Consider the following 12,264-nt stretch of genomic DNA (forward strand, 5'->3'; position numbering starts at 1 on the left):
TTTTTTATTTGGGATTAAACCAATTCACCCAAGAACTTGTGCCTCGCGATTCAATTGGAACAGTATCAATCATGCGCGTTTTAAGCACCTCAATTTGATTCACTTGCTGTGCTAATCGTGCTTTTACTGAGTGAATACACTCTCGATCTCCGAACTCACAACGATCGAAAGTTGTGCCTCCACAAGGACCATTTGCTAAGCCTTTAGGACAAGTTTCAGGACAAATATATAAAGTATCTGCAAGGCGACACTGACCACAACTTTCACAGCCGACGACACCATGTTTAGACAAGTATTCAGACTTTATAAGCAATTTGTTGGCAAAACGACCAGACCAAAGCTTAGGATTAAAAAATTTACTTCCTACGTTTCGCGCAATCTTGGAATCAAACATTGAGTCATGCATAAACTGCATGCTTTTATACTTGAGCACCTGTTCCGGAGACACTTTCTTTTGAAATACATCAGGTTTAGGCTTAAGCTCATCACCCGATTTCAATTGATGTAGCTCACTCCAAATCAGCATGCATTGATCAAAACTTAAATCCCTAAAACGATTTAGAGCCTGTTCTAACTTTTGCTGCTCTTCGGGCTTATGACAGGCCGATAAATGCACACCTGCAAATCCCCAATAACGACAAATTAAAATCTGCAAAGCGCAACGCGCATAGACATTTTGTTCTGCAAGTGCAGCATCCACAACCTGTTCTTGTTTAAGTAACTGCAAAAGATGCGGGGGCAAAACAATTCCCGCAACTTTTTGCTTGACCATAAATTCTGCACGCGCCGCTGTTAATGGCATTACACAAGCAAACAAATCCACCTGTGAATGTTGATTTTCTAAATATTGCTTCGCTTCTTTTAATGCATCCAAATCAAACCCTAATTGGGTTACGACATAGTCTGCCCCTGCCAGCACTTTTTTATCCAATTTATAATATTGGGCATCATGCTCAGCTTTCGCATATTTAAATGGATTCAGCGCTACCCCAACCTTTATTGCAGGTGCGAGTTTTTTGGACTGCATCACAGCATTCACGGATTCTAAATAGCGCGTCCGTGAAAAATTTATATCTTGACCATTTTGATGATGCTTTAATTTATCACCTGTGAGTAACAACACATTCGAATAACCGTGTACCTGTGCCATTCGAATAAATTCATTAAAATCTGCTATGTCTCGCCCTTTACCAGAAAAATGTAAAATTTTCGGAATCTCAGCAGCATAATTTTGGGCAATTGCTAATGGCTCTGGATCATCATCACTACGTACACGATCAGCAATCGTCATGGTCACTGGATAGCCAGCTATGCATGATGGTACAGGCTGTGCATGCTTGGTCGGCAAGTATTCAAGAAAAATAGAAAAAGGCTGATTTTGCAAGGAATCAGTAAGTAAAGGCATCATATCTGGAAGATGTGTGACAAATGTCAAAAAAGGAAAGCAGCTTATTATAAAAGATGAAAATGCTCATTGGCAAAATAAATAATGAGCTTGTACACCCTTAAAAAGCACAAACCCATTTTCACAATTCTTTCCTAAACGTAAAAATTACCAGCGAAATTTATTCCAGTTTTCAGGATTCGCCCAATATTTCGAGTTAAACCAATCTGGGACATGCTTATAATTGAGAATATTGAATTGCCATATTGCCATATCATGACCCTGCGCTGACTTTTCAATGAGTTGGGTAAAACCAAGCGAACGCATTAATTTATGATCTTGCTCATTTGTGACTACAACCAACTTTTTCGCCATTAAATCACGCAACTTTACCAAAAATTGTGCTTTGGTCGTATCTGATAAACTACTCATCTCTAAATTATCGAGTACAACAAAACCCAAATCATAACGTTGCGTAAAAGGCAGACTTAGAAACTCAGTTACGTTAAAATAAGTCCAACGAATTGATTGATTCTGGTCATATTGTTCTAAATTTTGACCAATACACAATGCAGTTTGAATAGGCTGTTCCTGAGATAAATCGTCTAGCATAGAAGTGATGACATTCTGTTCAGCCATAACTGCATCCTTATTATTTGAGTGAGCTTTTCATGGAACTACAAGGCATTTGTCATAAAATGCATGCAGGTCTCAAGGACCTTAGTGTAACTGATCAACAGACTCGCAAGGCAAATGTTGAATATAAATTTATCCTAGATCGTGCAGAAATTGAGCTTCCATTCAGTTTAGGTCAAGAAATTGAGTTGGAATGGACTGGAAATATTTCTTGCGTTTCTTGTGGCAGCAAAACACCGAAGTCTTATTCACAAGGGCATTGTTTTAAATGTTTTAAAACCAAAGCATCTTGCGATATGTGCATTATGAAACCAGAAACCTGCCACTATCATCTAGGTACATGCCGTGAAGATAGTTTCGCGCATGAAGTTTGTTTTCAACCCCATATTGTTTATTTGGCTAATTCGAGTGCATTAAAAGTCGGAATTACCCGTCTTGGACAGATGCCTACTCGTTGGTTAGACCAAGGTGCTACTCAGGCTCTTCCAATTATGAAAGTGGGTTCTCGTCGCTTATCTGGTCAACTCGAAATCATGTTTGGGACTCAAGTTGCAGATAAAACTGACTGGCGTAAACTCCTTAAAGGTGAAGCTGAACCTTTAAATTTAATTGAAGTGCGTGAGCAATTGATTGAAGAATTTTCACCTAAAATTCAAACCATACGAGATGAATTTAGCCAAAATCTTGAATTCAATGAAACTGTTGAGTTGCTTGAAAATGAACAGCCGCGTGAGTTCATTTATCCTGTCGAACACTATCCTGAAAAGATTAAGTCGCATAATTTGGATAAAACCCCAATCATTCGCGGCAAGCTGCAAGGGATTAAAGGACAATATTTACTGCTCGATACAGGTGTGATTAACATCCGTAAATATACGGGTTATGAAATTATTCTACGTGCTGAATAATTTCATAATTTAATAGCCATAAAAAACCAGCCTAGGCTGGTTTTTTTATTACTGTATTTTATTTAATCTTCGCTTGGCTTTTTAAATATTGAGTGTAGTCATCAAGTTCTTGCTGACCACGCAGTTGTTGATAAAGCTTAGCCAATTCTGCCAACTGTTCTGGTGCCAGAGCATTTGCTGCAGTTTTGTTCACATTAGAAATTGCAACCACAACAAACTCATTTGGTAATGACGCTGTTGTTACCGACCACAGGCCTGCTTTAGGTACAGGAACACTAAATGCTGCTCGCTCAATCTGACGCTTTAAGCCTTGCGAGCGGGTAAATACACCTACATCTTCAAAACTTAATTGATTTTTAGCAATTACTGTTGCAGCTGGTTGAGTTTTAAACTCATCCAATGCTTTTTGAATTTTTGCTTTAGCTGCAGCCGTAGCTTTCAACTCAATCAATTTTGCTTTCACACGTGCGCTTGCTTCTGCTAAAGTTTGTTCACCCGCGGCATGATAATCACGTACTTTTACCCAAACAACATCGCCATTAGCCAATTGGATGTTACTTGAAGCATTACGATCACCATTTTTCACATCATCATTAAAGAGTTTAGCTTTAACATTTGCCTGACTTAAAACTGGATGCTGTATGCCTAAAGTTAAACCTTTAATTGATTGAACCTGCACCCCTTTAACTTCTTGGGCCACGGTATCAAGTGCATCGCTACCCACCACCATTTCATTCAAGTTATTTACAGTATCAGAGAATGCATTCGCCGTTTTCGCCTTTTGCACTTCAGCAATTAAACGCGGCTTTTCAGTTTCAAAAGATGGCAATTTGATTGCAGGTGCTTCAGCAGAAATAATGTGATAACCATATTGGGTTTTCACTGGTGCAGACACTTGACCTGACTTTAATGATGCAACAGCTGTATCAAAGGCATCACCAAACACCCCTTTATCATAGGCAGCAATAACACCGCCTTTTGATTTTGAGTCAGTATCATCTGAATACTTTTGAGCAGCATCATTAAAGCTCATACCCGCTTTAATTTGTGCAGCCACGCTATCAGCTAATTTCTTCGCCTCAGCATCTGAGCGCGAATCGGCCGTAATAAGAATATGCTTCACTAAAGGCTTAACTGTAGACTTCTGAGATTCAACAAATTTTGCATAGGCTTGTTGTAATTCTTCATCTGTAACTTGAGCATTTACTGTTGGTAAGTTTGTTGGGCTGAGCACCACAAAATCAACATCGACACTTGCAACTTGTTTAAATGCATTTTTATGCTTGTTATAATAATCAGAAACTTCTTGCTGGCTAACTTGAATACCTTTTTTATAATCATCAAGTTTGATACTTGCCAAATGAATCGTACGTTGCTCAGTTTGCAAATTCGCAATTTGCTGAATATCAACCTTACTCACCAAGGCATAATCCATCACCATTGACGACATCATCTTCAAAGCATGATCTTGGCGTAAATTTTCAATCAATGCCTGGCTCGTTAAACCCACTGATTTTAAATAATTCGCATAAAGCGCTTCAGAAAACTTGCCATTTTCTTGTAAGCTTGGTTGTTGTGCAATCATTTGCTCAATTTGAGCATCGCTCAATGAAATGCCCAATTTTTCTGCTTGTTGTAATAATAAGTTACGGGCAATCAACGACTCTAAAGCTTTATCTTTAATAAAAGACTGATTCAACAAGGTTTCATCACCATTTACATAAGATAAGTACTGCTGACTATACGACTTCGTCGCATTTTCCAGCTCTTTATTGCTGATTTCTTGCCCATTCACTGTTTTTGCAGTGTCTTTAGAACTACCACTACTAAAATATCCTTCAATACCTACAAGTGCTAAAGGGGTCAAAAACAAAATGAGCAGAACTTTGCCCAACCAGCCCTTAATAACTTTACGAAAAGATTCCATAAGTATTCCAATATTTTATTTGTGCCGCATTTTACCCGAAAACCTGATATGAATGAATGCGTTTAGCCATCAAATCAGCATTATTAATAAAAAACGCGCCAAGAAGGCGCGTTTGGTAAATCATTAAAAGATTAAGCTACAGAATCTTTTAAACCTTTACCTGCTTTAAAACTAGGAACTTTGCTAGCTTTAATTTCAAGAGTCGCACCAGTTTGTGGGTTACGACCAGTACGAGCAGCACGTTCTTTCACATTGAAAGTACCAAAGCCCACAAGTGTAACTGTATCACCAGATTTAAGTGCTTCTGTGATTGAAGCAATTGTCGCGTCTAAGGCTTTACCTGCGTCAGTCTTAGACAATCCCCCTTTTTCTGCAATTGCATCAATTAATTCTGATTTATTCATGAAGATGAAGTCCTCTAATATCGTTTATTTAAGGTTCAAGGATATAGTTTAAATTACCATAACGCCTTTATAGCAATGCTTTAGGGGAGAACGCAATACTCCTCTTGAGCTTTTCTACAAATTTAATCGCAAATTCACTTGGAAAAAATAGCAAAGTTCCAAAATCTGTCATTTTTTATCAATTTTTGCTTTCAGTTGTTCATTTTCTATAATCAAAGCATCAACCTTACTATGTAATTGTAAAATCAAGCTTTCCAAATGTTGAATATCTTTTACTGTAACCAAACCAATCCGATTTAGCGAATGATGCACGCTGTGATCAATCAACTTTTCTACTTTGTCTTTAGTGTCAACGACTGACTCTTTAGCTTTCTCTGAAACTTTTTCGACCGTTTGGTCTGCAATTTCTGTTGTTTTTGACTCAAGCTCTTCCCCAACTTTAACCAAAGAGTCAAATAACTTATTCCCTTCTTCTTCAGCACGTGAAAATGCACCCAAACCCGCCAACCAAATTTGTTTGGTATATTTTCTAAAATCCAGACCAGACTTCGAGCGCTGCCTTAAGGCTGTTTTATTCACAGTTTCCGCAGGAATTCCAAAATCACCTTCATCTACTTTTGTCGTTTTATTCATTTGAGCCACTCCTGCCTATTTTATGTCCTGTTCAACACTGTATTTATATAAATAGACTCATCATAACAAACTTAACACTTGATCGATTTGCAAAACTGTTCTACAAAGCAGCTTTAATATGCACTTTATTCCAGTCCTCAGACACATACAATGAGATAGGACTCTTTTTACCCGCAAGGATTAAGTTTTATGAGCGATTCGCAACAAAGACAAAATCAACCACATTTGTTGCTGACAACATCCATGATTGCTTTAGAAACTATTTTTACTTTTGTGATTAAGCGTGATGCTGTGGTTGCACTTCAAGCCAAAAAATTTGTAGATCAAAAAATCGCAATTAAAATTAATAGCTACGTCCCTTATTTCGACTTTTATGTACAATTTAACGAACATGGTATTTTGTTTGATACCAAAGCACCTGAAAAAGCTGTAGATCTAGATGTTAGAACTACACTAATGGATTTAATTAAAATATTTGTCTTTGCCAACAGACGCAGCATTAAAACCATGCGTATAGATGGTGACATTACACTTAAAGATGAATTTCGCGATTTAGTACTACTGTTCAGTGCACCTAAAGTGCTAGCCGACTGGAAACAATGGTTTTTAGAACCTGTTGGTGATGAAGAAAATATTACATCATCAAATAAACGGGTTGCCCCACTCTTAGAAAAGATTGATCAACAACGTTCTAAAATCAACTCGCTCCAAGTTGAGGTAAAACAATATAAAAATCGCATACGTCGCTTAGAACAAAAACAAAAGCAGATTAACATTGCTTTTTTTGTAATCACAGTACTCCTGATTGGTTTATTTGTGTATAATATTTGGCTTTCATAAATCACTATTTTTATTATTAATTAAAAGAAAAGAATTGATCTCAAAAAAACTTGACTATTTTAGTCAGGATTCATAGAATCTACACATCTAGTCTAAACATGTGTATCGAATCATGCGCTTAACAACTCGCGGTCGCTACGCGGTGACTGCTCTACTTGATCTAGCTTTGCAGCCTACTGAACAAACGATCACATTAGCCGAAATTGCAGCTCGCCAAACTATTTCCGTTGCATATCTTGAACAACTTTTTGCCAAGTTAAAACGCCATGGATTAGTTTCTAGTGTTCGTGGTGCGAACGGTGGTTATCACCTAGCTCGCAGCGCTGAAGACATCACTGTGTTAGAAATTATTGAAGCTGTAAATGAAACTGTAGATGCAACACGTTGTGACCACAAAGGCAACTGTCAAAATGGTGCAATGTGTTTAACACATGATTTATGGCAAGAACTCTCTCACCACATTGCCGATTATCTCGCTAAAATCACACTTGCTGATCTTGTAGCTCGTGACAACGTACAAACCGTTGCTATTCGTCAAAACACAGCATCTTTTGATTCAGCCCTTTTATCGGTTACAGGTAGTATTTGAAATGAAACGTCCGATTTATCTTGATTATGCAGCAACCACCCCTGTAGACCCTCAAGTTGCAGAACGCATGATGGAATGTTTAACTTTCGAAGGTACTTTTGGTAACGCGGCTTCACGTTCTCATGCATACGGTTGGCAAGCTGAAGAAAAAGTTGAATATGCACGTGAACAAGTTGCGAATTTAATCAAAGCCGATCCTCGCGAAATCGTTTGGACTTCTGGTGCAACTGAGTCTGACAACCTAGCGTTAAAAGGTGTAGCTCAATTTTATGCTTCCAAAGGTAAGCATATCATCACCAGTAAAATCGAACATAAAGCAATTTTAGATACTTGTCGCGAACTAGAAGCTGAAGGTTTTGAAATTACTTACCTTGAACCATTACCACAAACAGGTTTAATTACCCCTGAAATGGTTCAAGCTGCAATTCGTCCAGATACAATTCTTGTTTCCCTCATGATGGTGAACAACGAAATTGGTACTGTGACTGATGTTGCTGCTATTGGTGAAATTACTCGCGCTAACAAAATTTTCTTCCATGTTGATGCTGCTCAAGCTGCTGGTAAAGTTGAAATTGATTTGTCTACCTTAAAAGTAGATTTAATGAGTTTCTCGGCACACAAAATTTATGGCCCTAAAGGCATCGGCGCATTGTTTGTTCGTCGTAGTCCTCGTGTACGCCTAAAAGCACAAATGCATGGTGGTGGTCATGAGCGTGGTATGCGTTCTGGTACTTTACCAACACACCAAATTGTAGGTATGGGTGAAGCATTTGAACTTGCAGGCAAAAACTTGGTTGCAGAACAAACTCGCTTACGTGTATTGCGTGACAAACTTTGGAATGGTTTACAAGATCTTGAACAAGTATTCCTTAATGGTCACCCAACTCAAAACGTTGCTAACTATTTAAATGTGAGCTTCAATTTTGTTGAAGGTGAATCATTAATGATGTCACTCAAAGATGCTGCGGTTTCTTCGGGTTCTGCATGTACATCTGCAACTTTAGAACCATCTTATGTACTTCGTGCATTAGGTCTTTCTGATGAGCTGGCTCACAGTTCAATTCGCTTCAGCTTTGGTAAATACACCACAGAAGAAGATATTGATCATGTGTTAAGCGTGACCCGAGCTGCTGTTGATAAGTTACGTGAACTGTCTCCGCTTTGGGATATGTATAAAGAAGGTATCGACCTTTCTACAGTCGAATGGGCTGAACACTAATTCTCTTCTTTCAATGAGATCATCTCGCATGATCTCATTGATTAAACCGAATTTAACCCCATATTAATATTAACGCTGACCCCGAGGTTTGGAGAAGCATCATGGCATATAGTGAAAAAGTAATTGATCATTACGAAAACCCCCGTAATGTTGGTGTTTTAGATAAAAACGCTGAAAATGTTGGTACTGGTATGGTTGGCGCGCCAGCTTGTGGTGACGTTATGCGTCTTCAAATCCAAGTTAACGACGAAGGTGTAATTGAAGAAGCTCGCTTTAAAACTTATGGTTGCGGTTCTGCAATTGCATCAAGTTCTTTAGTGACTGAATGGTTAAAAGGTAAAACCTTAGACCAAGCTCAAGCCATCAAAAACATTGATATTGCAACTGAGCTTGCACTTCCACCAGTAAAAGTTCACTGCTCTGTACTTGCGGAAGATGCAATTAAAGCTGCTGTTGAAGACTATCGCAACAAGAAGCAAGCCAAAGCTTAATTGTTTCAAAATCAGTGAAAGAATAATGGAGTTTTCATGATCAATTTAACTGAAAATGCTGCAACTCATATCAGCAATTACTTAAAGAATCGCGGTAAGGGTGAAGGTATTCGCGTTGGTGTGAAAACTTCTGGCTGTTCAGGCTTAGCATATGTACTCGAATTCGTTGATGAAGTTGATACACATGATGAAATGTTTGTACAGTTCGGTGTTAAAGTCTTTGTAGATCCGAAAAGCCTAGTCTATCTTGATGGTATGGAAATGGACTATGTGAAAAATGGTCTAAATGAAGGCTTCGAATTTAACAACCCGAATAAAAAAGGTGAATGTGGTTGCGGTGAATCTTTCACTGTTTAACTTCCCATTACCGTCTTCCTTAAAACAGTGTCTTTACACTGTTTTAATTCTATTTATTTACATGAAATTATTGCGGATCCATCTTCCATGAATCATTTTGAGTTGTTTAACCTCCCAGTAGCGCTCGATATTGATTTAGCAAGTTTAAAAAGTGAATTTTTAAAACTGCAGCAACAATATCACCCTGATAAAGCTAAAGATAAAGATAAAGCCTTGATTAAATCAAGTGAAATCAATCAAGCATTCAAGGTTTTATCTCATGTGGATAGCCGTGCTGGTTATTTGTTAGCTCTCAAAAAACAAGATCATCATTTAGATCAATCGATTAGTGACTTTGAATTTCTTCAATCTGCGTTAGAAATACGTGAGCAACTTGATGAAGCATCTTCAACTGAAGATCTCAGCTCGCTTAAAAAAGAAGTTTTTCAATGGATTGATGGTTTAGTTCGAGAATTCAAAATCGATTATACAGATGAAGATTGGTCCGAAGCACGCGACACCGTCAGAAAATTACGCTTCTTTCAAAAAGTCATGCTCGACATAGACAGAGCTGAAGATCGTTTCTTAGATGATGATAGTTTCGATCTTGATGATGATTTCTAATTCTTTAAATTTTGCTGCTCAAAGGATGTAACGCATGGCACTCTTGCAAATTGCAGAACCGGGGCAATCAAGTGCACCTCATGAACACCGTATCGCGATTGGAATTGATTTAGGCACAACCCACTCTTTAGTCGCAACTGTGCTTTCAGGAAAAGCCAAAGTTCTTAACGATGAACAAGGTCGAGTGTTACTTCCTTCAATCGTTCATTACACTCCACATCAAGCCCATTATGGCGATGATGCAAAACCATTTATTACCACAGATCCTAAAAATACCATTGTTTCCGTTAAACGGTTTATGGGGCGATCTAAAGCTGACATCAAATTTCAACACCCCTACACACTTGTGGGTGAAGACCATCAAATGCCAGCATTTGAAACTGCACAAGGTCGTAAAACTCCTGTTGAAATTTCTGCTGAAATTTTAAAACAACTGAAAGACCGCACTGAAGAAAGTCTCAAAAATTCAGTCAATGGTGCCGTTATTACTGTTCCAGCTTATTTTGATGAAGCTCAACGCCAAGCAACGCGTGATGCCGCTCAACTGGCTGGTTTAAATATTCTACGCCTATTGAATGAACCAACAGCGGCAGCCGTTGCTTATGGCCTAGACCAAGAAACCAATTTAGCAACTGATCGCAACTATGTGATTTACGATCTGGGTGGTGGTACATTTGACGTTTCTATTCTTCGTTTCTCACAAGGCGTATTCGAAGTTTTAGCAACAGGTGGACATACCGCATTAGGTGGTGATGATCTTGATCGTCTGATTGTGAAATGGGCAAAAAAACAATTAAACATCGAACTTCTTGATGATGCTGAATATGCACATTTCATTGTCGCTGCTCGCAAGGCAAAAGAAGCCTTATCTGATGTTAATGAAGTCGAACTCAAACTCCTTGATCAATCATTACAACTTGATCGCCCTACTTTTGAATCGATTATTCAAGTTGCGCTTGATAAAACCATCAGCGTTTGTAAACGTGTCATGCGTGATGCCAAATTAGAACTCAATGACATTCAAAATGTGGTTTTAGTGGGTGGTTCTACGCGCTCTTATGCGGTTAAAAAAGCGGTTCAGACTGTATTCAATCAAGAACCCCTATGCACCATTAACCCCGATGAAGTGGTCGCAATTGGTGCATCTATTACAGCCAACCAATTAATTGGCAACTCAACAGATGGCTCATTACTCTTAGACGTTACCCCGCTTTCACTTGGCTTAGAAACCATGGGGGGCTTAGTTGAACGTCTAATTTCTCGTAATACTGCAATTCCTGTTGCACGTCGTCAAGAATTCACCACCTATCAAGATGGTCAAACTGCCATGTTGATTCATGTGGTACAAGGCGAACGTGAAGTGGTCGAACATTGCCGTAGCTTAGGTCGTTTTGTATTACATGGCATTCCACCAATGACAGCAGGACAAGCACGCATTGAAGTGACCTTCCAAGTCGATGCTGATGGTTTACTTACTGTAGCTGCAAAAGAAACGACTTCTGGTGTACACGCGCAAATCGATATTAAGCCATCATATGGTTTATCTGAATCAGACACCGAACGACTATTACTTGATGGCTTTAAGTATGCTGAAGAAGATAAAAATCTTCGCCACCTTCAAGAAACCAAAGTTGAAGCACAGCGTGAACTTGAAGCACTAGTTCAAGCCCTAAAAGTTGATACCCATCTTTTAAGTACTGAGCAGCTTGACCAGCTAAATACTGCCAAAACTCAACTAGAGACTCAGCTACAAAGTGATGATATCAAGGCCATTGAACAATCAATCGAACAGCTTAAAATACACAGTGATAATTTTGCCGCATTACGTATGAATCAACATATTGATGCCGCATTAAAAGGCACTAAACTCGAAGACTGGTCAAACTCAAACTAATTAAGGTAAAGATTATGCCACGTATTAAAGTACTTCCACATGCGCAATTCTGCCCAGAAGGTGCTGAGTTTGAAGTAGAGCAAAATGCAAACTTATGTGAAAGCCTATTAAAAAACAATATCAAAATTGAGCATGCATGTGACATGTCTTGTGCATGTACAACTTGCCATGTCATTGTACGCAAAGGTTTTGAGAGTCTTGAAGAAATGAATGATGTTGAAGCTGATTTGTTAGATCGTGCTTGGGGCTTAGAACCTGATTCACGCCTTTCATGCCAAGTTGAAATTGTAGATGAAGATTTAGAAATTGAAATTCCCAAATACACCATCAACCATGCTTCAGAAAATCACTAATCCATTTCTGATGTAAAAAAACCACG

General features: G+C 38.5%; 14 protein-coding genes. 9 read left to right on the plus strand and 5 right to left on the minus strand.

Annotated elements, in window-relative coordinates:
* Positions 1-4 precede the first annotated feature (4 nt).
* Positions 5-1,405 carry a methylenetetrahydrofolate reductase C-terminal domain-containing protein gene (locus tag E0H94_RS09650; protein WP_131326478.1) on the minus strand — a complete coding sequence of 467 codons (1,401 nt, stop codon included), beginning with the start codon at positions 1,403-1,405 and terminating at the stop codon, positions 5-7.
* A gap of 147 nt (positions 1,406-1,552) precedes the next feature.
* Positions 1,553-2,023, minus strand: a complete 471-nt coding sequence (locus tag E0H94_RS09655; protein ID WP_131264354.1) for a DUF6231 family protein — start codon at positions 2,021-2,023, stop codon at positions 1,553-1,555.
* A 32-nt stretch (positions 2,024-2,055) separates the two neighbouring features.
* On the opposite strand from E0H94_RS09655, the gene E0H94_RS09660 reads away from it, so the two are divergent.
* On the plus strand, positions 2,056-2,928 hold the full coding sequence (locus tag E0H94_RS09660) for a DUF2797 domain-containing protein (RefSeq protein ID WP_131326261.1): 873 nt from the start codon (positions 2,056-2,058) through the stop codon (positions 2,926-2,928).
* Positions 2,929-2,986: 58 nt separating this feature from the next.
* Here E0H94_RS09660 and E0H94_RS09665 read toward each other — a convergent pair whose 3' ends face one another.
* The 3 genes from E0H94_RS09665 to E0H94_RS09675 all read right to left on the minus strand — a co-directional run bounded on the left by E0H94_RS09665 (position 2,987) and on the right by E0H94_RS09675 (position 5,892).
* A complete protein-coding gene (locus E0H94_RS09665; protein ID WP_131326263.1) occupies positions 2,987-4,855 on the minus strand; it encodes a SurA N-terminal domain-containing protein in 1,869 nt (622 codons plus the stop codon).
* A 131-nt stretch (positions 4,856-4,986) separates the two neighbouring features.
* Complete coding sequence (locus tag E0H94_RS09670; RefSeq protein ID WP_004697018.1) at positions 4,987-5,259, minus strand: HU family DNA-binding protein; 273 nt, start codon at positions 5,257-5,259, stop codon at positions 4,987-4,989.
* Between the two features lie 168 nt (positions 5,260-5,427).
* Positions 5,428-5,892, minus strand: a complete 465-nt coding sequence (locus E0H94_RS09675) for a phasin family protein (RefSeq protein WP_131326265.1) — start codon at positions 5,890-5,892, stop codon at positions 5,428-5,430.
* Between the two features lie 189 nt (positions 5,893-6,081).
* Between E0H94_RS09675 and E0H94_RS09680 the strand changes: the two genes are divergently transcribed.
* From E0H94_RS09680 to fdx, 8 genes are all read left to right on the plus strand, one after another.
* Positions 6,082-6,732, plus strand: coding sequence for a hypothetical protein (locus E0H94_RS09680; RefSeq protein WP_131326267.1), 651 nt, complete (start codon positions 6,082-6,084; stop codon positions 6,730-6,732).
* Positions 6,733-6,844: 112 nt separating this feature from the next.
* The gene (locus E0H94_RS09685; RefSeq protein ID WP_016166295.1) at positions 6,845-7,321 is read left to right on the plus strand and encodes an Rrf2 family transcriptional regulator; all 477 of its coding nucleotides are present in this window, start codon (positions 6,845-6,847) and stop codon (positions 7,319-7,321) included.
* Between the two features lies 1 nt (position 7,322).
* Positions 7,323-8,540 carry an IscS subfamily cysteine desulfurase gene (locus E0H94_RS09690; RefSeq protein WP_131326269.1) on the plus strand — a complete coding sequence of 406 codons (1,218 nt, stop codon included), beginning with the start codon at positions 7,323-7,325 and terminating at the stop codon, positions 8,538-8,540.
* A gap of 101 nt (positions 8,541-8,641) precedes the next feature.
* The gene (gene iscU / locus E0H94_RS09695) at positions 8,642-9,031 is read left to right on the plus strand and encodes a Fe-S cluster assembly scaffold IscU (RefSeq protein ID WP_131326271.1); all 390 of its coding nucleotides are present in this window, start codon (positions 8,642-8,644) and stop codon (positions 9,029-9,031) included.
* 36 nt (positions 9,032-9,067) lie between these two features.
* On the plus strand, positions 9,068-9,388 hold the full coding sequence (iscA, locus tag E0H94_RS09700) for an iron-sulfur cluster assembly protein IscA (protein WP_116760830.1): 321 nt from the start codon (positions 9,068-9,070) through the stop codon (positions 9,386-9,388).
* An 87-nt stretch (positions 9,389-9,475) separates the two neighbouring features.
* Positions 9,476-9,991: a Fe-S protein assembly co-chaperone HscB gene (gene hscB / locus E0H94_RS09705; RefSeq protein ID WP_131326273.1), complete on the plus strand. Its 516-nt coding sequence runs from the start codon at positions 9,476-9,478 to the stop codon at positions 9,989-9,991.
* A gap of 34 nt (positions 9,992-10,025) precedes the next feature.
* Positions 10,026-11,885 carry a Fe-S protein assembly chaperone HscA gene (gene hscA, locus E0H94_RS09710; protein ID WP_131326275.1) on the plus strand — a complete coding sequence of 620 codons (1,860 nt, stop codon included), beginning with the start codon at positions 10,026-10,028 and terminating at the stop codon, positions 11,883-11,885.
* A gap of 14 nt (positions 11,886-11,899) precedes the next feature.
* Complete coding sequence (gene fdx / locus E0H94_RS09715) at positions 11,900-12,238, plus strand: ISC system 2Fe-2S type ferredoxin (RefSeq protein WP_131326277.1); 339 nt, start codon at positions 11,900-11,902, stop codon at positions 12,236-12,238.
* The last annotated feature ends 26 nt before the right edge of the window (positions 12,239-12,264 follow it).

This window comes from Acinetobacter sp. ANC 4173, assembly GCF_004331255.1.
In the GTDB taxonomy this organism is placed as follows: domain Bacteria; phylum Pseudomonadota; class Gammaproteobacteria; order Pseudomonadales; family Moraxellaceae; genus Acinetobacter.

Coding starts and splice junctions, on each gene's coding strand:
- E0H94_RS09650 (WP_131326478.1), bottom strand. CDS start 1,405: ATGCCTTTACTTACTGATTCCTTGCAAAATCAGCCTTTTTCTATTTTT.
- iscU (WP_131326271.1), top strand. CDS start 8,642: ATGGCATATAGTGAAAAAGTAATTGATCATTACGAAAACCCCCGTAAT.
- E0H94_RS09660 (WP_131326261.1), top strand. CDS start 2,056: ATGGAACTACAAGGCATTTGTCATAAAATGCATGCAGGTCTCAAGGAC.
- E0H94_RS09690 (WP_131326269.1), top strand. CDS start 7,323: ATGAAACGTCCGATTTATCTTGATTATGCAGCAACCACCCCTGTAGAC.
- E0H94_RS09675 (WP_131326265.1), bottom strand. CDS start 5,892: ATGAATAAAACGACAAAAGTAGATGAAGGTGATTTTGGAATTCCTGCG.
- fdx (WP_131326277.1), top strand. CDS start 11,900: ATGCCACGTATTAAAGTACTTCCACATGCGCAATTCTGCCCAGAAGGT.
- iscA (WP_116760830.1), top strand. CDS start 9,068: ATGATCAATTTAACTGAAAATGCTGCAACTCATATCAGCAATTACTTA.
- E0H94_RS09670 (WP_004697018.1), bottom strand. CDS start 5,259: ATGAATAAATCAGAATTAATTGATGCAATTGCAGAAAAAGGGGGATTG.
- E0H94_RS09655 (WP_131264354.1), bottom strand. CDS start 2,023: ATGGCTGAACAGAATGTCATCACTTCTATGCTAGACGATTTATCTCAG.
- E0H94_RS09680 (WP_131326267.1), top strand. CDS start 6,082: ATGAGCGATTCGCAACAAAGACAAAATCAACCACATTTGTTGCTGACA.
- hscB (WP_131326273.1), top strand. CDS start 9,476: ATGAATCATTTTGAGTTGTTTAACCTCCCAGTAGCGCTCGATATTGAT.
- hscA (WP_131326275.1), top strand. CDS start 10,026: ATGGCACTCTTGCAAATTGCAGAACCGGGGCAATCAAGTGCACCTCAT.
- E0H94_RS09685 (WP_016166295.1), top strand. CDS start 6,845: ATGCGCTTAACAACTCGCGGTCGCTACGCGGTGACTGCTCTACTTGAT.
- E0H94_RS09665 (WP_131326263.1), bottom strand. CDS start 4,855: ATGGAATCTTTTCGTAAAGTTATTAAGGGCTGGTTGGGCAAAGTTCTG.